Below are 25,597 nucleotides of genomic sequence, written 5' to 3'. Positions count from 1 at the left end.
TAGAAATATTAGACAGTTTTTTGTGTTTAATGCTCAATTTAACCCAATAATTTAAAATTCAATTCAATTTATTTTAATCCCTTCCAATTCCAACAAAAATCGCTTAATATGAAGTCCCCCGCCATAACCAACCAATTTTCCATCTGCACCAATCACACGATGACAAGGAATAAAAATAGCAATTTTATTTCGATTATTCGCCATTCCAACTGCACGGACAGCTTTTGGATTGTTAATTGCGATTGCAATATCTTTGTAAGAACGAGTTTCGCCATAAGGAATTTTTTCAAGAGCATTCCAAACAGAAATTTGAAATGGTGTTCCTTCTTTCAAAAGTGGCAAATCAAAATTTTTTCGTTTTTTTTCAAAATATTCAAAAAGTTGTTTTTTCGCTTGTTTAATCAGTTCAGTTTCACAAATTTGAAAATCATTTTCTTTTATTAAATTTTCAAAATCAGATTCCCAAGTCAAATCTGTAATGTGAGAGTCATCTTCTGTTGTAGCAATCCCAATTTTTCCAATCGGAGTGTTTGTCTCATAAAAATAGATGTTCTTTTTCATTGTTTTTACCTCTTAATTTTCATTTATAAAACTACTTTAAAACTAAACTCAAAAGTTATGTCTACTTATTCAAAATCCAAATTTATACAATTTTAGTAGTTTGGTTTTAAACAAGTTCAAACATATAATTAATTAAAAAAATTAACTTCAAATTACAAAAAATTTTTCATGAATTATTCTCTCTTAAATTTTACTTCAAACTCTTTTCCAAAAAACGCAATTCCAATTTTTAAAATATTGTCAATTCCAGCATTTTTCAAAATTGAAGTATACTCTTTTTCTTCAATTTGATTTAGTGCAACCTCACATTCATTTAACAATTTTTCGTGAATCTTTTCCAAATCTAATTTCAAATTATCTATATTTATTGCTTTTAATTCAATGATAATTCCTTCTTTTCTTTCAAAAATATTTTTAGGTTTCAAAAGTAAATCATATCGACCTTTTCCAGCGAAATTATTTGATGAAAGTTCATATTCATTTTTTAATTTTAAAATTAATCCGAGTATTAATCCATGATAAAATTGCTCTTTATAGATTCCAGATACATCAAAAATACTTGTATTTTCTAACAAAATTTTATTCAATTCAATTTTAAAATTTTCGATATTTCCATTTTTTAATGCATTGGTTAATTTTGAAAAATTATTAGAATTTCCAAAATATACTTCAATAAACATATTTGAGAACATTTTTAAAATTTCTTCATTTGGAATTTTTAAATATGTTTCTTCACTATTTTCATTATATTTTCTAGATAATGTTAAATAACCGCTATGGAAAAAGAGATTCCAAATATTTTTCTCAAAATTAGCTTCTAAATTTCCAAAAGTCATGCTATCGTTAATTATTTCAAAAATTTCTTCTTTATTCAAAAGTTTTGAAAAATCATCAAAAATTTCTTTTTTCATTTTTTGTAAATATAGTTTTATAAATCCATTCTCACTTGTATTTACCCAATAAGGCTTCAATTTTTCATTTTTTAAAAAATTAATAATCGACCAAGGATTATAAACTTTTTTTTCGCCAAATAAATATCCATTGTACCACTTCTGGACATCATTTAATTCATATTTTAAGTCAAAATCTTCAAGAGATTTTTCAACTTCATTTTCCATAATTCCAAAGTATTCTGTAAATTCATCATCTAAAATTGTGTGAACTTCCAAATTATTCAATCCCGAAAAGACATTTTCCTTTGCAACTCGTAATATTCCAGTTAAAATTCCCATTTCCAAATAATTATTATCTTTCAAAACTTTTCCATAAAATGCTTTAAAAAACGCAATACATTTCTCATAATTTCCTTTTATATAGGAATCAATTATTGGCTGGTCGTATTCATCTATCAAAACAACAACTTTTTTTCCAGAGATTTCATACAAATATCTAGTCAAATTAAATAAAGAATTAATCCAGTCAGCATTATTTTTTTTCAGCCAAATAGCATCAAAATCTGCCAAGTCACTTTGATTTAAATTATCTCTTATCAAATAAAATTCGTTATACAGCAATTTTATTTCATTTTTAATCGTATTAAATCCACTTTCCCAGCTTTCTGCATCATAATTTTTGAAAGAAATAGAGATGACAAAGAAATTTCCTTGCTTTTCAAAATATTCACTTTTAGAAATTTCTAAATTTTCGAATAATTTTTTGTTTTCGTCTTTATTTTTAATGTCAAAAAAGTACTTTAACATCGAAATATTTAAAGTTTTTCCAAATCTTCTCGGACGAGTAAATAATTTAACTTTAGAGCCATCTTCTAAAATATTTTCTATAAATTTTGTTTTATCAAAATAGTAGTAGTTATTTTCGATAATCTCTTTAAAATCAGATATTCCAATTGGTAATTTCTTTCTTTTGCGATTTCCCGTCTTCATTCGCCCTCCTTTTTATTTATAAATAATTTTATTGTTTTAACTAAGTGAATATATTATAATATGAATTGTAGAAAAAGTAAATTATTTGATTATTACAAAATAGTTTTGAATTTGTAAAATAGATTGTATAGTAAAATACAATAATTTTAGAATAAAAGTGTTTTATTTAATTATTGTAATATGAAAAATAAAAGGGAGTAAAGAAATGAATTTATTTGATGAAGTATATGAAAATAAGAAGCCACTTGCATTTAGATATCGTCCGAAAAGTTTGGATGATTTTTATGGTCAGGAAAAATTGGTTGGGAAAAATGGAATTTTGAGGAAGATTATTGAGCGTGGAAATTTCATGAATGCGATTTTTTGGGGAGCACCTGGGACGGGGAAGACGACTCTTGCGGAAATTGTTGCTGAAAAAATGAATTATCATTATGAATATTTGAATGCGATAAAGGCGTCTGTGACTGATATAAAGGACATTTCTGATAAGGCACACAACAGATTTCATACGAATGGACAGCAGACACTTTTGTTTTTGGATGAGATTCATAGATTTAATAAGTTGCAGCAGGATTCGCTTTTGCAGGATTTGGAAAATGGGAATATTATTTTAATTGGTGCTACGACTGAAAATCCTTATTATAATTTGAATAATGCGTTGTTGTCACGATGTATGGCATTTGAATTTAAAAAATTGAGTGAAAAAGATTTGCTTAAAATTTTAAAAAATATTAATGAAAAAGAGAAAATTGGAATTTCAGATGAGATTTTAAAATATATTTCAGAAATTATTGAAGGAGATGCGAGACAGGCTATAAATATTTTGGAATTGATTGCGAATGTTGGGGTGGATTTTACTCTTGATGAAGTGAAGGAAGTGTTGAATACGAAAAAGTCTTATCACAAGACGGAAGACAAGTATAATACGGTTTCTGCGATGATAAAAAGTATTCGTGGGAGTGACCCTGATGCGGCGGTTTATTGGATGGCAAAAATGCTTTCTGGTGGTGAAGATATTTTGTATATCGCTAGAAGACTTGTAATTTTGGCTTCTGAAGATATTGGACTTGCAAATCCACAGGCGTTACCAATTGCGGTGTCTGGACTTAATGCGGTAAAGGAGATTGGAATGCCAGAAGCAAGAATAATTCTTTCGGAAGTTGCAATTTATTTGGCAATTTCTCCAAAGAGTAATTCAGCTTATAATGCGATAAATTCAGCACTTAGCCATATTGAGAATGAAAAAATTCAAGATGTGCCAACTCATCTTACAAAAGTTGGGAAAAAAGATTATAAATATCCTCATAACTATGAAAATCATTATGTTAATCAGGTTTACATGAATGAAAAAATCAAGTTTTATAAGTTTGGAGAGAATAAGTTTGAGAGAGCGGCTAAGGAGTATTTTAAGAAAATAAAAAAGAGTGAAAAGTAAATTTGTCTATTAAATTTTATTTATTATAACAAAATATTTAAAAAGTACTTAATATAAAAAATACTCAAACAATGATATAGTTTATTGCAAGAGTATTTTTTTTATATTTAATAACAAGCTGAAGGATCATAACTTTGTATAAAATTTCTTGCAGTATCACGTCCGCAGTCGTATTTTACTGCTGAATCATGGCCAGCTAATTTATAATCTATTAATTCTTTATTCAAATTGTAACTATAAATGTCTGAACCAGGATGATGAAGAATTAAACCATATTCCATTTCAACTCCATTATTAACGCCAGTTGCCGCCCAAGTGCTGCCAATTAATGATCTTAAGGCAGAATTAGTTATATTTTTGAAACCTTTTAAATTAATATATCCTCTTTTACCTTTATTATTTCCTTCCAAAACACGGACTAAAACTTTATTCCCATCTTCTACACCTTTAATTTCTACAAGTGTGTCATTCATATCAGAAGCCGTAAATCTTCTTTCATACGGATCAACTTCTTTAGTTTCAGTTTTAGCTTCATTGGTTTTGGTTTCACTCGATTTATTATTTTCTTTAGTTTGAGTTTGTACTGAAGCCATCATTTGATTTTCCAACTGTCGTTTTTCCTGCTCCTTTTGGACTTTTTCCATCTCGCTTATCTTATTTTTCATACTTATAAATTGATAAATACCACCACCTATGATGATAAATCCTATAACCAGAACAAGAGCAATTATTATTCCAATTAGAATTTTTACTAAATTTTTATTTTCAACATCTTCAGTTTTCATTATTTTTACTCCAATCTTTTAAAATATATATTTTTTATCAAAGTAAATTTAAAAAGAATTAATGAATTTCATAAAAAAACACTTAAAAATATTAAATTAACTTTTCGGTTTAATTATACCTTGCTTTTTATTTTTTTCAACACGTTTGAAAATTAATTTATAATTAAATTTAAAGAGATTGCTAAATAACAAATAAAAAGTTGGAATAGATCAAAATAAATTATTTGTTAGCAATACTTAGATTAAGCAAATTACAAGCCTTGATAAAAACTAGGCATTGTGGTAAAATATAGTAATGAAAATTTAACTGGAGGAGAATGATACCTAATGAAAAAAAGAGCATTAATAAGCGTTTTTGATAAGACAGGAATTTTAGAATTTGCACAGTTTTTGGATAAAAAAGGTGTGGAAATTATTTCGACAGGAGGGACTTACAGATATTTGAAGGAAAATGGTCTTTCTGTGATTGATGTTTCAGAAGTTACAAATTTTAAAGAAATGCTGGATGGGAGAGTAAAAACTTTGCATCCAAATATTCATGGTGGAATTTTGGCGATTAGAGATAATAAAGAGCACATGGATACGATTGCAAAAGAAGGAATTGAAACAATTGATTATGTTGTTGTTAATCTTTATCCGTTCTTTAGAGAAGTTCAAACTGACAAAACTTTTGATGAAAAAATCGAATTTATTGATATAGGTGGACCTACAATGCTTCGTTCAGCTGCAAAATCTTTTAAAGATGTTACAGTTATTTGCGAAACTGAAGACTATTCAGTAGTTATGGAAGAAATGGAAAAAGATGGACAAGTTTCTTATGAAACTAAGAAAAGATTGGCTGGGAAAGTATTTAACTTGACATCAGCTTATGATGCGGCAATTTCTGCGTTCTTGTTAGAAGAAGATTATCCTAAATATTTGAATGTTTCTTATGAGAAAAAATTTGACTTGAGATACGGGGAAAATCCTCATCAATCTTCAGCTTATTATGTTTCAACTACTGAAAATGGAAGCATGAAAGATATTAAGCAATTGAATGGAAAAGAATTGTCATTTAACAATATTAGAGATATGGATATTGCTTGGAAAGTGGTTGGAGAATTTGATGGTCCAGCAGCTTGTGCGATAAAACACTCAACTCCTTGTGGTGTGGCTGTTGCAGATGATATTTTCATAGCGTACAAAAAAGCTCACGATTGTGATCCAGTATCAATTTTTGGTGGAATTGTGGCACTTAACAGAGAAGTTAACAAAGAAACTGCTGAAGAATTGAAAAAAATCTTCTTGGAAATTGTAATTGCACCTTCATTTACAGATGAAGCGTTGGAAATCTTGAAAACTAAGAAAAACTTGAGAGTTATCGAATGTAAAACTCCAAAACCTCAAGATAAATTCGATTATGTAAAAGTTGATGGTGGAATTTTGGTTCAAGGAACAAATAATAAAATGATTGATGAAATGAATGTTGTTACTGAAAAACAACCTACTGAAAAAGAAAAAGCTGATATGGAATTAGGAATGAAAGTTGTAAAATATGTAAAATCAAATGCAATTGTAGTTGTTAAAGATGGAATGGCAATTGGTGTAGGAACTGGTCAAACTAACAGAATTTGGTCAACAGAACACGCATTGCAACATGCTCAGGAAAAAGTTGGAAAAGACTTGACAGGAGCAGTATTAGCTTCAGATGCTTTCTTCCCATTCAGAGATTGCGTAGATACAGCTGCAAAAACAGGAATTAAAGCGATTGTACAACCTGGTGGATCAATGAGAGATCAAGAATCTATCGATGCTTGTAACGAACATGGTATTACAATGGTATTTACTGGAATTAGACATTTTAAACATTAATTTTTTAACAGAAAAATAAGATTGAATGTGCTACACTAATAGTTTTAGAGATTAAAATTTAGGTGTGGCATTTTTATATTAAACTCTATTTGAATAACGAATGCATTATAAATCTTTTTATTAGATTAAATTTTAAATAATTAAAATAAATATTTACTTTTTAAACGGAGAATAGTATTAAGTATAAGTGGATTTGAAATTGCAATAAAAAAATTAAGAGTAGAAAAAAATTCTACTCTGCAATTCATTAATTAGCATTGTGTTGTAACCAATCTAAATATATTTTTGTATTTTTTTCTGTTTCAGAATTAAGCCTTTTTGCATTTTTAGATTTTAATAAAGCATTTAATTCATTTTCTGAAAGCATTTGGAAGTCAGTTCTTTCGTATTTATTACCTTTTTTTATTTCTGTTCCAGTATTAATTACTCCAAATTCAACCCTAATTTCATACGAATCCGTAACTGGTGTATTTTGATTTTTTTTGCTATTTACATAATATTTTTTTTTAATTTTATAATTTAATATTGGATATTTTTCTTTATTATAAGATTTTACATTGTCAAATGGTGTGTATGAAACTCTATATTTGTTTCCAATTGAAACTACATTAATAAAATAATTAAGTTTTTCCCATATTATTTCATCATTATCTGATGCTGGATCCATACCTGAAAACCAATCTTTTTGATTTGAAACATAAATTTGTGCTTTTGGGGTGAAAAAACTTTCTACTTCACTAGTTGTAATTTCAGAAAAAGTAAATGTTCCCAAAACAAACACTAACATTAAAATAAATTTTTTCATAATTTTAAACCTTCTTTCTTTTTATGACTTGTCTATCATCTCCATAATTTTATAAAACCTCATTTAATAGGTATTATACTTTTATTATAGCATATTTTTATAAATTCGTATATCCCAATATTTTATCATCTTGATTATGCAATCACTCAATACACCTTTTTAAAATTTATAAAATTAAAGTCTTGACAAATATATGATATTATGATATTATAATTGTGTTGTTAAAAAAGTTATAAACAATCCGGGACCGTAGCTCAACTGGTCAGAGCAACCGACTCTTAATCGGTAGGTTGTGGGTTCGATCCCCACCGGTCCCACCATTATAAAAGTTATGTTTTACAAGAGTTTTTAAACTCTTTTTTTTTATTATAATTGACAATATATTAATAATGTGATATAAATTACATTGATGAGATTAAATTTAGAATATTCTCAAATTAAAATTTTTACAGGTAGAAAAGAAGGATTAATATGATTTTAAAAAATGATGAAACTGAAGTAAAATTAAAGATTTGGAAAGAAGGATTTGTTGATGAAATCTTTTTTGATAAAAATTCGACAGTGGAAAATCTTCCAAGACTAGAGAAATTATTAGATGTGCAAGAAAGTGATTTTTTAAGTTTATTTCAAGAGGAAAACGAAGTTGTAATCGAAGGCAATATCATTGCGATGATGAATGGAAATGAAATAATCAAATATGATTTTAAGAAAAAATATGAATTTATGGATAATAATGGAAATATTTTAAATATGGTAAATGAAGAACAACTAGAATTGATAGAAACTGCAGAAAATATGTTTGAAAAAGCGATGATTTATATTTCTGATAAAACAAAATGGATTGCTGAAGCATTTAAACTTTTTTCGATTTCATTAAAGATATTGAAAGAAAAAGATGAATATAATAAACAAGAACTTATCAGTTATCTGAGAGAAAATAGATAATTTTGTAAAAAAATTAAGTTGTTGAACAGATCTATTATAAGGAGAGATTGTGGAAAATAGAAGTTATTTTGATGGGGGACTGTTAAGTTATATTGGCTGGATCATTTTAGGAAGTCTTTTAACTTCGTGTACATTTGGAATTTGTTATCCTTGGGCTTTGTGCATGATTTATGGTTGGAAAATAAATCACACTGTTATAGAAGGAAGAAGGCTGCAATTTAATGGAACTGCAGTAGGACTATTTGGAAATTGGATAAAATGGCTATTATTAATAGTGGTGACATTGGGAATATACAGTTTTTGGGTTCATATTAAATTGGAACAGTGGAGAGTTAAAAATACAACATTTTTAAATTAATTTTTGATAGAAGGCTGATTATTTCAGTCTTTTTGTATTTATTAAATTTGTATTTGTTAAATGATTTTTGATGAAGGAGAATGGTGTTTATGAAAAAATTTTTTAGAATGTTAGGATTAATTATTTTAACAAAAAGATAGCAAGAAGTCGTAGGCTTTCTATAAGTGGGAGATGAATTGCTTTTTTTTAAAAATTTGAAAAAAGGATACACTTATGATACAATTTTTGTATAAAATATTGAAGAGAAGTCATTAAAAATAATATTCAAAATTAAAAGGAGGTGTAATTTTGTGAAATATAATTTAGCATTCAAATACAGAATTTATCCAAATAAAGAGCAAGAATTGTTGATAAACAAGACTTTTGGATGTGTTCGTTTTGTTTACAATACAATTTTGTACACTGCAAATAAATTTTATGAAGAAACTGGAAAAAATAAAATAATTACACCTGCTAGTTTGAAAAGTGAAAATCAATTTCTAAAAGAAGTAGACAGTCTAGCACTTTCAAATGCTCAATTGAATGTAAAACGATCGTTTACGAATTTCTTTCAAAAGAGAGCGAAGTTTCCAAAGTTCAAATCTAAAAAGAAAAGTGTTAAAAGTTACACGACAAATTGTGTGAATAATTCAATACGAATTGAGGAAAATAAATATTTAGTTTTGCCAAAATTGAAAAGAATAAAATTAAAATATCATAGAGAAATACCAAAGAATTATAGAATAAAGTCGGTAACATTGACAAACAGTAATGGAAATTACTATGTTTCCATCTTGACAGAATTTGAAAAAGAAATCCAAAAGGTAACTAGTAATGATAAAGTAATAGGACTTGATTTTTCAATGTCTGAATTATTTGTCAGTTCTGAAAACCAAAGAGCTGATTATCCAAGATATTTTAGGATGTTGGAAGAAGAATTGAAAAAATTACAGAAATCATTATCGAGAAAAGTGAAGTTTTCTAAAAATTGGTATAAGCAAAAAATGAAAATATCAAAATTGCATGAGTATATCAAGAATTGTCGAAGAGATTTTTTGCATAAATTATCGAAAAAATTGTCTGAAACATATAATGCTGTGGTTGTTGAGGATTTGAATATAAGAGGGATGAGCCAGGCATTAAATTTTGGAAAAAGTGTAGGAGATAATGGATGGGGAATGTTTTTGAGGATGCTTGAGTATAAACTGATGTTTTTAGGGAAACAATTTTTGAAGATAGATAAGTGGTTTCCGTCATCGAAAACTTGTAGTAGATGTGGAAATGTTAAAGATGAACTGAAATTATCAGAAAGAAGTTATAAATGTGAGTGCTGTGGAATTGAGATTGATAGGGATTATAATGCGGCACTGAATATAAAAAACATTGGAAAAGAGATTTTGAAATATTAGGAAATAAAAAGACAGGGTAGGAACTACCCAAAGAGCTTGGTAAATATATTTGGCTAGCAAAAGCAGATACTTCCCAAGAAGCTCCCGCTTCTAAAAGCGGGAGTAGTTCACTGAAATATAAAAATAAAAGAAAGAGAGTTGGTAGTCATGAAAAAAATCAGAATACTGCTATTATTTGCTCTAGTTATGATTTTTGGTGCGAACTTATTGGCGAATGACTGGGAATTTGGGTCGGAAGGTGGGCATATCGTACCGATGAATGTGTCGAATGTTTCGATAAAGAGTGAGAGGCTTCGTTTTAAATTGGAAAAATTTAGGTCGGAGTATGGGACGATAGACAATGAAATGGTGGTAACTGTTAGATTTGTGTTTGATAGTCCTGAAGCTGGGGAGAGATACATTGGATTTATTACGCCTGAAGGTGGGAATGAAGCATGGGATGAAAGAGATCATTTCAAGGATTTTAAGACTTCTGTCAATGGACAAAGTGTGAGTACAAAAGCGTATAGATTGACTGATTTTGCACCGAAAGATGTAAAACAACTGGAAGAAGTTAAAAAATATTTTAAGGAATATGATGAAGAAAAGATACTAAAAGAATATGAATATTACAAAAAGAGTTATGTTTACTATTTTAAGGCTAATTTTAAAAAGGGAGAAAATGTAGTTGAGCACAGTTATCATTATGATGGAAGTAGTGGTGTTGGAACCGTTGATTTCAACTATGTTTGGTCGACTATTTCAAAATGGAAAAATCAGAAGGTGGATGATTTTGAAGTGATTGTTGAGCCAGGAGATGCTCTTATTGCGATGCCTGTGGTAAAGACAAAAGATGGAAAAGAGATAAAATGGCAATTGGCTGGAGAAGGAAATGTTGATTATGCTTACAAAGAAAACTATGAAACAAATGAGCCATACAAAGTTCTTTATGCAAAATTAAAAAAAGGTTATTTATATTTTAAAACAAATAATTTCAAGCCTAAAGAAGAATTTGAATTGACAGAAATAAAAGGTTTGAGAGTTAATTATATATTTCCTGATAAAACAGAAAAAGGTTTTAAATTTAAAGATGATTTGACAGACGATGCCTATGCGATAAAATATTTAGATAAAGATGAAATAAAAGATATTTCAGATGAGGAATTGAAAATAATGAGAAATTATCCTTATGCGATGGCAGGTTATGATTTTTCGGACAAAAAATTGAAAGACTATTTTTCAAAATTTTTGTGGTATGTGCCAACTGGAAAAGATGTGAAATTGGGAGAAGCTGATTATGAGTATGTTAAAGATGTGGATAAAGTTATAAATAATAGGAAGAATGGAAGTAGATAATTTGAAGATAGAAAAAGGTTACGGGATTTTATTGTAGCCTTTTTTATTTTAACATTTGGTGATAGATGAAAGTTGAAATAAAAATTTGAAGAGATTCTAGAAAATTACTAAAATCTCTTCTCCATTATTCCAATTTTCTTAACAAAATAAACATTCCCATCTTCCCTATATTCCAAAAGCATCGGATAAATTTCAACGCCATTTTCTATCGCTTCATAAAAAGTTTCAGAAAATTCTCTGTCAATAATATGTTCGGGTGCGAAAATTTCAGATTTTCTAAATATCAAAATAAAAACTGCTGTCCGAAAACCTTCTTTTTTAAGTTCCATAAGTTCTCTCAAATGTTTTAAGGCACGAATTGAAGGAGAGCCAGGAAATTGAGCAATTTTTTCGTTTACTAAAGTACAACCTTTTACTTCAATAAAAATTTTTTCTTTTTCAGTTTCTAAATAGAAATCTAGTTTACTATTATTATGCTTAATTTCAGGTTTTATATACGAAGGTTCTCCAAATGGAGAAATTTCATTATCGTAAAATATGGCTTCTGTAATATATCGATGAAAAGCCGTATTTATAAGAATAATTTCCCCATGAACTTTTACTGCGATAATATCCCATTTAGTTTTACGATTTTCATTATTTGCCTTTTTTATCAACAATTCTGCACCATCAATCAATAATTCTGTCAATCTTCCAGTATCGTGCAAATGAGCAAAGTCTTCTCCTGAATATTCTTCATTTTCAGAATCTTTAAATTCAAATCTAACAGTAAAACGAGTTACTCTTTCCTTAAAATTTACAATTTTGTCATAGTTTATCGTATAAAGAATTTTGTTTTTTTTCATATATTTTTCCTTTTTTTAGTATTTTTGATTTTAGGATAACATATTTGAAGTTAGGGAGCAAGAAAATTTTATAAAATTGTAAATATTGATTTAAAAATAGGAAAAATTTATTTTTTAGATTTAATATTGCAAGAAAATATGATAAAATATATTTATAAGAAAGATATAAAGTAAATCAGAAATATAAATATTCAAGGAGGAAACAAGGAAATGAAAGTATTAATCGTAGGAGCAGGTGGAAGAGAACATGCAATTGCTTGGAAAATATCTCAAAATGAAAAGGTAGAGAAAATATTTATAGCACCAGGAAATGCAGGAGCTGAGTTGTTGCCAAAAGCTGAAAATGTGAATTTATCGAATAATATAGACGAGTATGTTAAATTTGCTAAGGAAAATAATATTGATTTGACATTTGTTGGAAGTGAAGAATTATTAGTAGCTGGTATTGTTGATGAATTTCATAAAAATGGATTGAAAATTTTTGGGCCTAATAAACAAGCGGCAATTCTTGAAGGAAGCAAGGCTTATTCTAAAGATTTTATGAAAAAATATGGGATAAAAACTGCTGTTTATGAAATTTTTGATAATGCTGAAAAAGCAAAAGAATTTTTGAATAATTGGAAAGATTTTCCTGTAGTTGTAAAAGCTAGTGGTCTTGCGGCTGGGAAAGGTGTAATTATTGCTCAAAATCTTGATGAGGCGATAAAAGCGGTTGACGATATAATGATTGATGAAAAATTTGGAGATGCTGGAAATCAAGTTGTAATTGAAGAATTTTTGGATGGAGTAGAAGCTTCAATACTTTCATTTACAGATAGCAAAGTTATTGTACCGTTGTTATCAGCAAAAGATCACAAAAAAATTGGGGAGAATGAAACTGGATTAAATACAGGTGGAATGGGAGTTATAAGTCCTAATCCTTATGTGACAGATGAAGTTTTTGAAAGTTTTAAAAATGACATTATGAATCCAACTTTAAAGGGAATGCAAGCTGAAGGAATGGATTTTGAAGGTGTAATTTTCTTTGGACTAATGATTACGGCAAAAGGTGTTTACTTGCTTGAATACAATATGAGATTGGGAGATCCTGAAACTCAAGCAGTTCTACCATTGTTGGAAAATGATTTGTTAGAATTGGTAGAATATTCATTTGACAAAAAATTATCGGAATTAAATGTTACTTGGAAACCACTTCATTCTTGTTGTGTTGTAGGAGCTGCAGGAGGATACCCAGAAAGTTACAAAAAAGGTGATGTTATAACTGGAATTGAAAATGCTGCAGATGATGAATTAGTATTTATCGCAGGAGCAAAATTTGAAGATGGAAAATTCAAAACTAATGGTGGAAGAGTATTAAATGCTGTTGCATTTGGAAAGACATTGGACGAAGCTAAGGAAAATGCTTATAAATTATTGAATAAAATTAAATTTGATGGAATGTACTTTAGAAAAGATATAGGTAGAATTAAGTAAAATAATCGGGAAGAAAAAACTGTTTTAATTTTAGGACAGTTTTTTTGTTATATAAACAATTATTAAACAGCGGACTAATATAAAATATAATTTTTATTTTTTAAATTAGATTTAGTGGAAAATTCCATTGTTACCAAATAAATAAATATAATAAAAGCCAGTATTTGAGATTAAGTCTTGTAAATTGGAAAATATAATATAAAATATTTAATTTGAAATTTGAAAAATGTGTGATATAATTGAAAAAACTGGAATAATAAAACTAAAATTTGGAGAAAATATTGTAGCCTTAGGATTTGAAATTTATTCTTTTTCTATTTGAATTTTAGTAAGGGAATTGATTTTCTAAATGTAAAAATATTTATCTCAAAAAGGATTTAGTATAAAGAAGTTTTATTATAATAAAAAAATGAAAAAAAGGTGAATACTTTGGATAAGCAGAAATTTAATCAATATAGGAAAGTAAAATTTTACATCGCAGTCTGTTTCTGGATATTTTCATTGTCAATGTTTGCTGGCGGGAGCAGAAAAGCTGTTAGTGAAAATAAAAGTGGCGAAAAGAAAATTAGTGGAAATAGAGTTGAAGATGAGGCGATAAAGATTGATATTATTATTAATAAAGATAGTAATACTGATTTTGAAAATGAAAATGAAGATTTGAAAAAAACAGATGATGAAGATGGGGATTTGATTTATTTGGATCGGATTCAGGATGAGGAAGAGGAAAAACAGCAGAAAAAGTTGAAAAAAACTAATAGAATTGAACGATTTATAAAAAAAATAGATGATAAAGTTAATCCAATTATAAAATTTCAAACAGCAAAGAGTTATGGAACGTGGTATTTAATAAAAACAGATGATAATTTAGAGAAAAAATTGAAAAATGTAAGATATGATTTTTTGCAGGAGGAAAATGGATATCGTATAATTAAAAGCTATTTTGATCCGCAGACTGATAAATGGAATGAAGAAATGCAGAGAGGGTGGATCGAAGAAAAAAAAGGGAATGTATATTTGGATATTGAAAAGAAATATTTTAAAAATAATAGGAATGAAATTGTATTCTTTGATAAAAATTATCGCTATATGATTATAAGATATTATAATGGAGTTACAAGAGTTCTTTCACGTTATCCGAATAATAATAAAATTTCGCTTGAAAATGATGAATTGGATGAGTTTGAAAAAATTGTGGATAATAAAAGTAATCTTAAGAATCTTGATTATGATGTAAATATGAAAAGTATTCGGGAACTTGAGAATGAAAGGAAAAAAGCTGAATTAAAAAATAGAACGGATGATTTGGAAAGAAGATTGAGTGAAAATCCTGCAAGTGTGTTTCAAATTGATACAATTGGTGCAAAAAGGGAATTTGAGAGAAGAATGAGAAAAGAGGGAATGACAAGGTTTGAAACTAAGGATGGAACTAAAAGTGTAGAAGTTATTGAGCTTAATGATGAGGATTTAAAAAATAAAAATTTAAAAAATAAAAATAAAATAGAAAATAATGGTAAAGATACAAAAAAATGAAAAAATTAATTGAAAAAGTTCACATTAATTGAAATTTGTAGGCTTTTACAAATAAAAATACTGAATATTTGGGAGAAAAAAATGAAAAATACATTGAAAATTACTTATGTCATAATATTTTTAATATTGTTTATGTGTCTGTCACTCTTTTTTAACTTCTTTTTTGCAAAAAGGGAGTATAAAAATGTTAATGTAAATGTAAAAAAAGGAACAAATTTTATACAAATTTATAAAGACTTAAAATTGAATTATGGAATTATGGATAGAATATATCTAAAATTAAATGGTGGAAATATAAAGTTAAAAGTGGGAACTTATAAATTTAATGGAAAATATTCAAAATATGAAATTATAAAAAAAATAAAGAATAGTGAAACTAATGGAATAAGACTTACAATTCCTGAAGGATTTACATCAAAGCAAGTGTTTGCTCGGATGGAAGCGCTTGAATTGGGAAATGCTGAGGAAATTAATAAAGCTTTGAGCGAGGTTGATTTTCCATATCCGCATGAAAATAATAATTTTGAAGGATATTTCTATCCTGAAACTTATATTTTTTCTGAAAATGTTACAACAAAACAAGTTATTAGAACTATTCTTGATGAGTTTTTGAAAAAATTTCCACCTGAAAAATATCCTGACAAGAAGAAATTTTACGATGATTTAAAATTGGCTTCTATTGTGGAAGCAGAAGTGCCTGATGAAGCGGATAAGCCTAAAGTTGCCGGAATATTTTTGAAAAGATTGGAAATTGGGATGAAGCTGGAATCAGATGCTACGTTAAAATATGAGTTGGGAAGACAGGCTACGAGAAATGATTTGAAATTACAGAATACAGCATATAATTCGTATAAAGTCAAAGGATTGCCTCCAACACCAATTGGAAATCCTCCGATTGAAACTTTTAAGGCTGTGTTAAATGCTGAGAAGACAGATGATTTATTTTTCTTTACATATAAGGGGAAAACATATTATTCAAAGACGCATGAGGAACATTTGAAAAAACGTCGTGAAAGCGGGCAATTAAAATAAATCTAATTAGATTAAAATTATAGTTAAATTAAGTAGTATAAAACAAGGAGTTTGGCTATTTGTAAGAGTAAAAATATTGGATATATAGATTTAATGGAAAAAAATAAAAAATTGGGAATAAATTTAATGGAAAAAGTAAAAAAAATAGAAAAGAAAATATTGAAGAGATCAATAGAAGTTATTGAAAAAAAATTGATTTCTGAAGGAGATAAAGTTCTTATTGCATTTTCTGGAGGGCCTGATTCAGTTTTTCTTTATAATTTTTTAAAATTTTTAAAAAGTCGAATTTTGATGGAAATTTCACTTGTTTATGTCAATCATAATTTGCGAACTGATGTTGAGAATGATTTGGAATTTGTAAAAAAGTTTGCGTCTGAAAACGATGTTGACTGTTATATTCAAAGTGTGGATGTGAAAAAATATTCAAAAGAAAATAAGAAATCATTGGAATTGGCGGCTAGGGAATTACGGTATGAAGCGATTGAGGAAGTTAGGAAAAATATTGGGTATAATAAAATTGCAACAGGTCATAATATGGATGACAATGTGGAAACTTTTATTTTTCGGCTTTTGCGTGGAACGTCTATGAATGGGTTAAAGGGTATTCCAGAAGTGCGTGAGAATATAGTAAGACCAATTTTAGGATTTGAAAAAAGTGAAATTTTGTATTTTCTGAAAAGTCAGAATTGGGAATATTTAGTTGATTATACAAATAATGAAAATGATTATACGAGAAATTTTATTAGAAATGAAATTTTCCCATGCTTTGAAAGGGTTAATCCAGATTTTAGAAGAAAAGTGGAATCTTTGATTGTGGAAATTAATGAAAGAAATTTTGCTGGAGCGGAAAAATTTGAAAATGAGAAAAATTTAGAAGAGAAAAGTTTTAAAATTCTAAAGAAAAATGAGGTTAATCAAAAGGATGAATTGAGTTTTTTTCTGAAAAAAAATAATGTGCAAGTTTCAAGGGAAAAGATTGATCAGATTTTTAGGAGTTTTTTTAATAAAAATGGAGAATTGAAAAATGCAGGGACAAAGGAATTTTATTTAGGAGAAAATAAAATTTTGCAAAATGTTTATGGGAAATTGAAAATTGTAAAAATTTTAAATAGAAATACAAAAGAAAATCTAGAAAGTGATAAAAATAGAATATTATCTGATAAAACCATAATTTTAAAGGAAAATCAAAGTATTAAATGGTATAATTACAAAATAACCCTATATGAAAATATTGAAAATTTTAAAAAGGATGAAAATGCAGAATATGCTATTTTTAAAATTGATGATAGAATAGAAAATGGGGAATTTTTTGTCAGAAATAGAAAAGATGGAGATAGAATTTCTTTGAAAAATTTAGGACATAAAAAGGTGAAGAAAATCTTGATTGATGAAAAAGTTCCAAAGGGGGAAAGAGATTTTGTTCCGATTGTAGGAGTTAAGGTTTCTGGAGTTCAAAATAATTTAGAGTTTTCAAGTGATGATGTAAAATTGGGAAATGGAAATACTAATGAAATGACAGAAATTTTAGCGATTTCGGATATAAAATTTTCAAAATTTTTGGAAAAAATTCAGGAAAATGAGATAGAAAAAGAAATAAAAAAATTAGGAAACGGGAGTAAAAGTAAATTATTAGTAATTGGGAGGAAAAATGGCAGAGAAAGATAAAAACGATATTAGAAAGCGGTTGGAAGAATTGCGGAAGGATAACAATAGAAAAAATAATAGACAGGATGATGGAAATAAATCTCCATTTTCAGGATTTCTGTTCTTTATTTTCGTAGTGTTGCTATTCACTTTTACAGCGATATTCCATCAGGATATACAAACTTATTTTCAAGCTAAAAAGGAAATTTCATATACAGAATTTGTAAATAGGACACAAGCTGGGGAATTTGCTGAAATAAATGAAAAAGATGATAAATTGATTGCACAGTCTCATGAAAATGGAAAAGATACCCTTTATTTCACAAAGAAAATAACAGATAGAGTCGGAAATGAACCGATTATCATTAATGCGATTGAACGTAAGAAAGTGAAGTTAAATTCATTGCAGCCATCGGGAGGAAGTTTCTTCTTGCTGCTTTTAGGGCAATTTTTACCGATGATTATAATGATTGCACTTATGGTTTATTTAGCTAAGAAAATGGTTGGAGGATCACAAGGTGGAGGACCTGGAAACATTTTCGGATTTGGAAAATCTAGAGTTAATAAAATTGATAAAAAGCCTGATGTAAAATTTGATGATGTTGCAGGTGTTGATGGAGCGAAAGAAGAATTACGGGAAGTTGTTGACTTTTTAAAAAATCCTGAAAAATATACAAAAGCTGGGGCAAGAGTGCCGAAAGGCGTGCTTTTGTTAGGAAGACCTGGAACAGGGAAAACATTGCTTGCAAAGGCGGTTGCTGGTGAATCTGGAGCTTCGTTCTTTAGCATTTCAGGTTCAGAATTTGTGGAAATGTTTGTTGGGGTTGGTGCTTCACGTGTAAGGGACTTGTTTGAAAAAGCTAAGGAATCTAGTCCGTCAATTATATTTATTGATGAAATTGATGCTATTGGTAGAAGAAGAAGTGTCGGAAAAAATAGTGGAAGCAATGATGAAAGAGAACAAACATTGAATCAGCTGCTTGTTGAAATGGATGGATTTGAAACTGATACAAAAGTTATCGTGCTTGCAGCAACGAATAGGGAAGATGTTCTTGACCCTGCGTTATTACGTGCTGGACGTTTTGATAGACGTGTGACAGTTGATGCGCCTGATTTACAAGGACGTATTGCAATATTGAAAGTTCATTCGAGAAATAAAAAGCTTGCTAAAGATGTAAGACTTGAGGATATTGCTAAAATAACTCCAGGATTTGTCGGGGCTGATTTGGCTAACTTGTTAAATGAAGCGGCTATTTTGGCGGCAAGAAGAGCCAGTGATACGATAAAAATGGCTGATCTGGATGAAGCTGTAGATAAAATTGGAATGGGACTTGGACAAAAAGGTAAAATTATTAAACCTGAAGAAAAGAAATTGCTGGCTTATCACGAAGCTGGACATGCTATTATGACTGAATTAACGCCAGGAGCTGATCCTGTTCATAAGGTTACAATAATTCCTAGAGGTGAAGCTGGTGGATTTATGATGCCGCTTCCTGAAGAAAAATTAGTAACTACAAGTAAACAGATGCTAGCTGAAATAAAAGTGCTGTTTGGTGGGCGTGCCGCTGAAGAAATCGGATTGGAAGATATAAGTACAGGTGCTTATTCTGATATAAAGCGTGCTACAAAAGTCGCAAGAGCTTATGTTGAAAGTGTCGGAATGAGTAAAAAATTAGGACCAATTAACTTTGAAAATTCAGATGATGAATATTCATTTGCTCCAAACAAAAGTGATGAAACAGTTAGGGAAATTGATCTTGAAATAAGAAAAATACTAACTGAAGAATATTTAAATACTTTAAATACTTTACAGGATAACTGGAGCAAATTAGAAGAAGTAGTGGCATTATTGCTGAAAAAGGAAACTATTACTGGAGATGAAGTTAGACGAATCATTAAAGGTGAAACAGCTGAGCAAATTTTGAAGGAATCTGAAAATTCTGACAAAGATGAAAAAACTCAAAGCTTTAAAACAGAAGAAGTTAAAAATAAAGAAATTCAAAAATCTGAGAGCGAAAAAGCAGCAGAAGATGCTAAGCAGGAATTAGAACTTGAAAATGAAACAGAAAATAAAGTGGAAGAAGATGCTAAAAAGCTGGAAGAAAAAAATAAAACTAAAAAACTAGCTGAAGCTGTAAGAGAAATTACTGGAAAATCAGACTGGTCATCGGAAGGTGATTCTGATTCAGAAGAAACAGAAAATAGTAAAAATGATGATGAAAATAAAGACAAAGACAAAAAAGATAAAGATAATAATAATTCTGATGATTCTTCTGATAACAATAGCGGTTCTGGAAGTGATGGAAATAAAGATGAAAATGATGATTCTTCAAATCAGGCAGGTAATAATAAAAAGAAAAAAAATAATTTTAAATTGCCTAGTTTTATGGAGTAGAATATAAAAATTTAAAATATTGGGAAATAACATTGATAAACTTTGTTATTTCTCTTTTTTTTGTTTAAAATATATAGTATAATACAAATATGTAAGGAGGTAATTTTAAAGATGAAAAAGATAATCTTAATAATAGCAGTTTTAGCATTAGGAATAATGAATTGTTCAAAGTATGGAAAAGAAAATAAAAAAAGTAAAAAGCCAAATACAGTAACAGTTTCAAAAAAGCCAGATATTTTAAAGATCAGTTATGAAGATTATATGAAGCAAAGAATGGAAGATACGAGAAGAGATGCCTTGCCTGTGGATGTAGATGGACAAATGATAGAAGCATGGAAATCAGAAGTTGCAAAACTTTATAATTTACTTTTAGGAGAGTTATCTGACAAGGAAAGGGAAAAGTTGCGTTTGAATCAGAAGGAATGGGATACGAAAGTAAATACTGAATCTAAAGAGAAAAAATTAGAAAATATAGAAAAAAAGGCAATAGAAATGGCAAAACGATATGATAAGATACGGAAAAAATAAATTTTTTTAAAAGAATTTATAAATATAGATATTAAAGTATTTTCATCAGTAGAAAAAATACAAAAATTAAATCAGGAAAAGCATCCAATAAATACGTGATAAACTGATTGAATAAATGAAAAAATAATAATACTAGAGATAAAAGCAGAATTTTATTTATTTGAAAATGGGCAGTTTTGCAATTGACAGAGTATAAGAATAATAAAAATATAAAAAAATTATGAAAATTTGGAAAAAAAATTTGCACTTTTAAAATGATATGGTATAATACTATTAGTGAGGTATAAAAAGTGAGTAAGTTTTTTTTATTTAAAAGGAATAAAATGATCTTGGGTATAATTTTATTGTTTTTTAGTCAAATAATGTTTCCAATAACTTTTAAATATGACACTGGAGAAAATCTGGTAACGAAGAAAAAGGAAGAGGATACGAAGGAAAGGCAGATAAAATCATTGCTTGATGCTATTCGAAAACATAATAACAAATATGTTCAGTTTTATCTTGCAATTGAAAAAAATATTAAGAACCGTAAAGGATTACTAGAAGAATATATAAATAGACCTGCAGGAGTATATGGAGTAGATTTGAACGAATCATCGCTAATTGCCGGTGGAGGAGCTGAATTAGTCGATGTCAACTCTAAAAGCAAGGATGGGTATACTCCGATTATTGTTGCTATTGAAGCAAGAAATCAGGAAATACTGAAACTTCTGATTGAAAATGGGGCAAATTTATATGAAAGACATCCAATTTTTAATAGAACGACTGTGGGAACGGCTGCATACTATGGAAATGAAGAAGCAGTGGAAACATTGTTAAAAAAGGATTCCAGGCTTGCTAATATTGGAAGTACGGTGGATGGCTGGACTCCGCTTGAAGATGCAACATTGAAGGCAAATGTGGAAATTGTAAAGATGCTGTTAAAATATGGAGCTAATCCGACACTTACTGATAAGCATGGCGGTACTCCAATGGATATGGCGACAAAGTTTGGAAAGGGAGAAATTGTTAAAGTTTTGAGGGATCATATAAAGGCTAATAGAAGTAAGTATTATAAGTAAATTTATGTTTATTAAGTTTAAAGTTAGTTTAATTTTAAAAAAATTGCATTAAAATTTGTTTGTAAAAAAAAATTATATATATAGAGGAGAAAAACATGAAAAGAATGACAGGAATTGGTGCTTCTGAAGGAGTATCTATAGGTAAAGTATTACTTTTTATAACAGAGGAAATTGTTGTGCCGGAAACTAAGGATGAAAATTCAACAATTGAAGCTGAACTTGCAAAATTGGAAAATGGATTGAAAAAATCTAAAATGCAGTTAATTGCAATTAGAGAAAAAGTAAAAGACAAAATGGGAGAAGATAAAGCAGCAATTTTTGATGGTCATATTATGCTTCTTGAAGATGATGATTTAATTTCGGAAGTTGAAGATAAAATTAAAGGAGATGGGCTTCCAGCCGCAAAAGCATTACACGATGGAATTAATGAATATCGTGATATGATTTCACAATTGGATGATCCATATTTAAGAGAAAGAGCTGCTGATTTAAAAGATATAGGTGAAAGATGGCTTAAAAACTTGCTAGGTATGAAAATTCATGACTTGAGCAACTTGGAACCAGGGACAATTGTTGTAACTGAAGACTTGACTCCGTCTGATACTGCTCAATTGGATTTGGAAAACTGTATTGGATTTATTACAGAAGTTGGAGGAAAAACAGCCCATTCTGCAATTATGGCAAGATCGCTTGAATTACCGGCAGTAGTTGGAGTAAAAGGAATTTTGACAGAAGTTAAAGATGGAGAACTTGTTGTTATGGATGGAGAAACTGGGGAATTATATCTGGAACCATCTGAAGAATTGATTAGCGAATATGTTAAAAAACAAGAAGCATTAAGAAAGGAAAAAGAAGAATTAAGAAAATTAATTCATGAAGATGCAGTTACTGTTGATGGAAGAAAAGTCGACATTTGGGGAAATATTGGAAGTCCTAATGATGTTGATGCTGTAATCGAATCTGGAGCAACTGGAATTGGATTATATAGAACAGAATTCCTATTTATGAACTCTGATCACTTCCCAACAGAAGAAGAACAATATCAAGCATATAGAGTAGTTGCTGAAAAAATGCAAGGAAAACCTGTAACAATAAGAACAATGGACATTGGTGGAGATAAAGAATTACCATACTTAGACTTGCCAAAAGAATTAAATCCATTCTTGGGATATAGAGCAATCAGAATTTCATTGGAAAATAAAGATATGTTCAAAACTCAATTGAGAGCAATCTTAAGAGCATCTCAATATGGACAAATTAAAATTATGTATCCAATGATAAGTTCAATTAATGAAATTAGAAAAGCAAATGCTATTTTGGAAGAATGTAAAAAAGAACTTGATGAAATTGGAAAAATTTATGATAGAAATATAAAAGTAGGAATAATGGTTGAAACTCCTTCAACAGCTATTGTTGCTTATAAATTTGCAAAAGAAGTTGACTTTTTCTCAATCGGAACAAATGACTTGACACAATACTTCTTAGCAGTAGATAGAGGAAATGAAATGGTTTCAACTTTATATAATTCATTTAACCCTGCTGTATTGGAAGCTATTCAAAAGGTAATTGATGCTGCACATGGTGCTCACATTAGTGTAAGTATGTGTGGAGAGTTTGCAGGAGATAAGAGAGCTACTAAGTTGCTTTTAGGAATGGGACTTGATTCATTTAGTATGAGCGCTTCATCTGGTTTAACTGTTAAGAAAATAATTAGAAATAGCAGTTATGCTGATGCTCAAAAATTTAGAGATTTAATTTTGCAACAAGATACACCTGAAGATGTTATAGCAAAATTAGTTTAATAAATTAAAAAAAGGCTAGTGATATTACTTATTAGCCTTTTTTGTCTTTATAATTTTATGATAAATTCTATTTTGGAAATGAAAACTATATTTTATTTATTTTCTGACAAGGATCGAGATTCTTTGTTAAATAGGATTTATAAATATCTTACTCTAATGGGAAGTAATATTGCTTATTTTTAATATAAATTTTTTTGGCAAAGAGTGGAATTTTTTGTCATTAATTAAATTAAATAACACAATAAAGGAGTGGAAAATATTATGAAAGAAAAAAAAGTTGCAGTATTTTTGGCAGATGGATTTGAAGAAGTTGAGGCGATAACGCCGGTTGATTTGCTTCAAAGGGCTGGAATTACTGTGGATACGGTTTCAATTACAGATGATAATCTTGTGAAAAGTGCAAGAAAAGTGAAAATATTGACTGATAAAGTTATTGGAGAAATTGATTTTTCAGAATATGATATGCTTGTAATGCCTGGTGGACCAGGGACAGGCAATTATTTTAAATCACAGCTTCTTTTGGATAATGTTTTGAAATTTTCAAAAGATACTGAAAATAAAAGAGTTGCCACTATTTGCGCTGCTCCAACAGTATTGGCAAGTCTTGGGATTCTAGAAGGGAAAAATGCGGTTTGCTTTCCAGCCTGTGAAGATGATTTGCTGAAGGGAAAGGCAATATTAAAGAAGGAAAGAGCTGTTGTGGATGGGAATATTATAACTAGCAGAAGCGCTGGAACTGCAATGGACTTTTCACTTGCGATTATTGGTGAACTTTTAGGAAAAGAAGCGGCTGAGAGAATTGCAAAGGAAATTGTGCTTTAAAAAAATTGAAAAATAAAAAATAAAAAATTTAAAAAGTTATATGGAAAAAATAAGAAAAGTGTGGTAAAATATCTCAGTAATTGTAAAAGAAATAAAATAATCTGATAATTAATTAGACTGTAAATTACTAATTTAATTGTGATACGTAAAAAATTTGAAATTTAAAAATATTAGAAAGGAGAAATTTATGGAATATCATAAACCTGTGCTGTTTGATGAAGTGATGGACAATATAATAACAGATGGGGATGCGGTTTATGTTGATTGTACGCTTGGCGGCGGTGGACATACACAAGGTATTCTGGAAAATTCTTCTGAAAATTCAGATGTTATTGCAATTGATCAGGATATTCAGGCTATTGAATTTGCAAAGAAAAGGCTGGAGAAATTTGGTAACAAGCTTCAAATATTTCAGGATAATTTTAGAAATATTGATACGGCTGTTTATCTTGCAGGATTTGAAAAGGTGGATCGAATACTGATGGATATAGGAGTTTCTTCAAATCAGCTAGATAATGCTAAAAGAGGTTTTTCATATAGATTTGAGGCAAGGCTGGATATGCGGATGGACAGTAATTTGAAAATAAGCGCTTATGAAGTTGTCAATGATTTTTCTGAAAAAGAGATTGCTGATATTATTTACAAATATGGTGAAGAGCCAAAATCTCGAAAGATTGCAAAGAAAATTTTGGAATATAGGAAAAATAAACCTATTGAAACTACGACAGAACTTGCAGATATTGTTATACGGTCGATAGGGAAAAGTATGAAAAGACATCCTGCTAAAAGAACGTTTCAGGCTATTAGAATATTTGTAAATAAAGAACTTGAAGTATTGAGTGAAACGTTGGATAAGGCGGTAAAATTGCTTAATAAAAACGGCAGACTTTTGGTAATTACTTTTCATTCTTTGGAAGATAGGATTGTAAAGGAAAAATTTCGTGAATATGAAGATCCTTGCACTTGTCCAAAGGATATACCGATTTGCGTGTGTAACAAGAAAAGTTTAGGAAAGATAATTACAAGAAAGCCAATTGTTGCTAAAACATCAGAGCTGGAAGAGAATAACAGGGCACATTCGGCAAAATTGAGAATTTTTGAAAGGAGTGAATAAAAGGA

General features: G+C 29.0%; 21 protein-coding genes and 1 tRNA gene. 17 read left to right on the top strand and 5 right to left on the bottom strand.

Annotation, left to right across the window (positions count from 1 at the left end):
- Positions 1 to 63: 63 nt before the first annotated feature.
- On the bottom strand, positions 64 to 561 hold the full coding sequence (locus HW276_RS07180; protein WP_178937960.1) for a methylated-DNA--[protein]-cysteine S-methyltransferase: 498 nt from the start codon (positions 559 to 561) through the stop codon (positions 64 to 66).
- A gap of 173 nt (positions 562 to 734) precedes the next feature.
- Complete coding sequence (locus tag HW276_RS07175) at positions 735 to 2,444, bottom strand: AAA family ATPase (protein ID WP_178937959.1); 1,710 nt, start codon at positions 2,442 to 2,444, stop codon at positions 735 to 737.
- A 205-nt stretch (positions 2,445 to 2,649) separates the two neighbouring features.
- On the opposite strand from HW276_RS07175, the gene HW276_RS07170 reads away from it, so the two are divergent.
- On the top strand, positions 2,650 to 3,879 hold the full coding sequence (locus tag HW276_RS07170) for a replication-associated recombination protein A (protein WP_178937958.1): 1,230 nt from the start codon (positions 2,650 to 2,652) through the stop codon (positions 3,877 to 3,879).
- A 107-nt stretch (positions 3,880 to 3,986) separates the two neighbouring features.
- Here the strand turns inward: HW276_RS07170 and HW276_RS07165 are convergent, their stop codons facing one another.
- The gene (locus HW276_RS07165; RefSeq protein ID WP_178937957.1) at positions 3,987 to 4,664 is read right to left on the bottom strand and encodes a hypothetical protein; all 678 of its coding nucleotides are present in this window, start codon (positions 4,662 to 4,664) and stop codon (positions 3,987 to 3,989) included.
- Positions 4,665 to 4,991: 327 nt separating this feature from the next.
- Between HW276_RS07165 and purH the strand changes: the two genes are divergently transcribed.
- Positions 4,992 to 6,515, top strand: coding sequence for a bifunctional phosphoribosylaminoimidazolecarboxamide formyltransferase/IMP cyclohydrolase (gene purH / locus HW276_RS07160; protein ID WP_178937956.1), 1,524 nt, complete (start codon positions 4,992 to 4,994; stop codon positions 6,513 to 6,515).
- Positions 6,516 to 6,762: 247 nt separating this feature from the next.
- Here the strand turns inward: purH and HW276_RS07155 are convergent, their stop codons facing one another.
- Entirely contained in the window at positions 6,763 to 7,320 is a 558-nt protein-coding gene (locus HW276_RS07155; RefSeq protein WP_178937955.1) for a hypothetical protein, read from the bottom strand.
- Between the two features lie 243 nt (positions 7,321 to 7,563).
- Here HW276_RS07155 and HW276_RS07150 point away from each other — a divergent pair.
- From HW276_RS07150 to HW276_RS07130, 5 genes are all read left to right on the top strand, one after another.
- Positions 7,564 to 7,640: transfer RNA gene (locus HW276_RS07150), tRNA-Lys, on the top strand.
- 151 nt (positions 7,641 to 7,791) lie between these two features.
- Positions 7,792 to 8,265, top strand: coding sequence for a hypothetical protein (locus HW276_RS07145; RefSeq protein WP_147003876.1), 474 nt, complete (start codon positions 7,792 to 7,794; stop codon positions 8,263 to 8,265).
- Between the two features lie 49 nt (positions 8,266 to 8,314).
- Positions 8,315 to 8,623: a DUF898 family protein gene (locus tag HW276_RS07140; RefSeq protein ID WP_370464632.1), complete on the top strand. Its 309-nt coding sequence runs from the start codon at positions 8,315 to 8,317 to the stop codon at positions 8,621 to 8,623.
- 290 nt (positions 8,624 to 8,913) lie between these two features.
- Positions 8,914 to 10,011: an RNA-guided endonuclease TnpB family protein gene (locus HW276_RS07135; protein ID WP_178937954.1), complete on the top strand. Its 1,098-nt coding sequence runs from the start codon at positions 8,914 to 8,916 to the stop codon at positions 10,009 to 10,011.
- A gap of 147 nt (positions 10,012 to 10,158) precedes the next feature.
- The gene (locus tag HW276_RS07130; RefSeq protein WP_178937953.1) at positions 10,159 to 11,346 is read left to right on the top strand and encodes a YARHG domain-containing protein; all 1,188 of its coding nucleotides are present in this window, start codon (positions 10,159 to 10,161) and stop codon (positions 11,344 to 11,346) included.
- A 107-nt stretch (positions 11,347 to 11,453) separates the two neighbouring features.
- Here HW276_RS07130 and sfsA read toward each other — a convergent pair whose 3' ends face one another.
- Positions 11,454 to 12,191: a DNA/RNA nuclease SfsA gene (gene sfsA, locus HW276_RS07125; protein WP_178937952.1), complete on the bottom strand. Its 738-nt coding sequence runs from the start codon at positions 12,189 to 12,191 to the stop codon at positions 11,454 to 11,456.
- A gap of 210 nt (positions 12,192 to 12,401) precedes the next feature.
- Between sfsA and purD the strand changes: the two genes are divergently transcribed.
- The 10 genes from purD (at position 12,402) to rsmH (ending at position 25,592) form a co-directional block, all read left to right on the top strand.
- Positions 12,402 to 13,664, top strand: coding sequence for a phosphoribosylamine--glycine ligase (purD, locus tag HW276_RS07120; protein ID WP_178937951.1), 1,263 nt, complete (start codon positions 12,402 to 12,404; stop codon positions 13,662 to 13,664).
- Between the two features lie 420 nt (positions 13,665 to 14,084).
- The gene (locus HW276_RS07115; protein WP_178937950.1) at positions 14,085 to 15,194 is read left to right on the top strand and encodes a hypothetical protein; all 1,110 of its coding nucleotides are present in this window, start codon (positions 14,085 to 14,087) and stop codon (positions 15,192 to 15,194) included.
- An 81-nt stretch (positions 15,195 to 15,275) separates the two neighbouring features.
- A complete protein-coding gene (gene mltG, locus HW276_RS07110; RefSeq protein WP_178937949.1) occupies positions 15,276 to 16,226 on the top strand; it encodes an endolytic transglycosylase MltG in 951 nt (316 codons plus the stop codon).
- Positions 16,227 to 16,319: 93 nt separating this feature from the next.
- On the top strand, positions 16,320 to 17,891 hold the full coding sequence (gene tilS, locus HW276_RS07105) for a tRNA lysidine(34) synthetase TilS (protein WP_255460397.1): 1,572 nt from the start codon (positions 16,320 to 16,322) through the stop codon (positions 17,889 to 17,891).
- On the top strand, positions 17,875 to 20,265 hold the full coding sequence (gene ftsH / locus HW276_RS07100; RefSeq protein ID WP_178937948.1) for an ATP-dependent zinc metalloprotease FtsH: 2,391 nt from the start codon (positions 17,875 to 17,877) through the stop codon (positions 20,263 to 20,265). The genes tilS and ftsH overlap by 17 nt, the downstream gene beginning before the upstream one ends.
- A gap of 111 nt (positions 20,266 to 20,376) precedes the next feature.
- On the top strand, positions 20,377 to 20,793 hold the full coding sequence (locus tag HW276_RS07095; protein ID WP_178937947.1) for a hypothetical protein: 417 nt from the start codon (positions 20,377 to 20,379) through the stop codon (positions 20,791 to 20,793).
- 323 nt (positions 20,794 to 21,116) lie between these two features.
- Complete coding sequence (locus HW276_RS07090) at positions 21,117 to 21,854, top strand: ankyrin repeat domain-containing protein (RefSeq protein WP_218975002.1); 738 nt, start codon at positions 21,117 to 21,119, stop codon at positions 21,852 to 21,854.
- A 95-nt stretch (positions 21,855 to 21,949) separates the two neighbouring features.
- The gene (ptsP, locus tag HW276_RS07085) at positions 21,950 to 23,656 is read left to right on the top strand and encodes a phosphoenolpyruvate--protein phosphotransferase (RefSeq protein WP_178937945.1); all 1,707 of its coding nucleotides are present in this window, start codon (positions 21,950 to 21,952) and stop codon (positions 23,654 to 23,656) included.
- A gap of 261 nt (positions 23,657 to 23,917) precedes the next feature.
- Positions 23,918 to 24,478 carry a DJ-1 family glyoxalase III gene (locus HW276_RS07080; RefSeq protein WP_178937944.1) on the top strand — a complete coding sequence of 187 codons (561 nt, stop codon included), beginning with the start codon at positions 23,918 to 23,920 and terminating at the stop codon, positions 24,476 to 24,478.
- Between the two features lie 187 nt (positions 24,479 to 24,665).
- Complete coding sequence (gene rsmH / locus HW276_RS07075) at positions 24,666 to 25,592, top strand: 16S rRNA (cytosine(1402)-N(4))-methyltransferase RsmH (RefSeq protein WP_178937943.1); 927 nt, start codon at positions 24,666 to 24,668, stop codon at positions 25,590 to 25,592.
- Positions 25,593 to 25,597: the final 5 nt, after the last annotated feature.

The sequence above is a fragment of the Leptotrichia sp. oral taxon 417 genome, assembly GCF_013394865.1.
GTDB lineage: Bacteria > Fusobacteriota > Fusobacteriia > Fusobacteriales > Leptotrichiaceae > Leptotrichia > Leptotrichia wadei_A.
Note: the sequence above shows the minus strand (reverse complement) of the source record. Positions and strands in the feature narration are given on the sequence as shown.

Bases quoted from the DNA above. Each gene is read 5' to 3' on its own strand.
- HW276_RS07180 (WP_178937960.1), bottom strand. From the start codon at position 561: ATGAAAAAGAACATCTATTTTTATGAGACAAACACTCCGATTGGAAAA.
- HW276_RS07175 (WP_178937959.1), bottom strand. From the start codon at position 2,444: ATGAAGACGGGAAATCGCAAAAGAAAGAAATTACCAATTGGAATATCT.
- HW276_RS07170 (WP_178937958.1), top strand. From the start codon at position 2,650: ATGAATTTATTTGATGAAGTATATGAAAATAAGAAGCCACTTGCATTT.
- HW276_RS07165 (WP_178937957.1), bottom strand. From the start codon at position 4,664: ATGAAAACTGAAGATGTTGAAAATAAAAATTTAGTAAAAATTCTAATT.
- purH (WP_178937956.1), top strand. From the start codon at position 4,992: ATGAAAAAAAGAGCATTAATAAGCGTTTTTGATAAGACAGGAATTTTA.
- HW276_RS07155 (WP_178937955.1), bottom strand. From the start codon at position 7,320: ATGAAAAAATTTATTTTAATGTTAGTGTTTGTTTTGGGAACATTTACT.
- HW276_RS07145 (WP_147003876.1), top strand. From the start codon at position 7,792: ATGATTTTAAAAAATGATGAAACTGAAGTAAAATTAAAGATTTGGAAA.
- HW276_RS07130 (WP_178937953.1), top strand. From the start codon at position 10,159: ATGAAAAAAATCAGAATACTGCTATTATTTGCTCTAGTTATGATTTTT.
- sfsA (WP_178937952.1), bottom strand. From the start codon at position 12,191: ATGAAAAAAAACAAAATTCTTTATACGATAAACTATGACAAAATTGTA.
- purD (WP_178937951.1), top strand. From the start codon at position 12,402: ATGAAAGTATTAATCGTAGGAGCAGGTGGAAGAGAACATGCAATTGCT.
- mltG (WP_178937949.1), top strand. From the start codon at position 15,276: ATGAAAAATACATTGAAAATTACTTATGTCATAATATTTTTAATATTG.
- tilS (WP_255460397.1), top strand. From the start codon at position 16,320: ATGGAAAAAAATAAAAAATTGGGAATAAATTTAATGGAAAAAGTAAAA.
- ftsH (WP_178937948.1), top strand. From the start codon at position 17,875: ATGGCAGAGAAAGATAAAAACGATATTAGAAAGCGGTTGGAAGAATTG.
- HW276_RS07095 (WP_178937947.1), top strand. From the start codon at position 20,377: ATGAAAAAGATAATCTTAATAATAGCAGTTTTAGCATTAGGAATAATG.
- HW276_RS07090 (WP_218975002.1), top strand. From the start codon at position 21,117: ATGATCTTGGGTATAATTTTATTGTTTTTTAGTCAAATAATGTTTCCA.
- ptsP (WP_178937945.1), top strand. From the start codon at position 21,950: ATGAAAAGAATGACAGGAATTGGTGCTTCTGAAGGAGTATCTATAGGT.
- HW276_RS07080 (WP_178937944.1), top strand. From the start codon at position 23,918: ATGAAAGAAAAAAAAGTTGCAGTATTTTTGGCAGATGGATTTGAAGAA.
- rsmH (WP_178937943.1), top strand. From the start codon at position 24,666: ATGGAATATCATAAACCTGTGCTGTTTGATGAAGTGATGGACAATATA.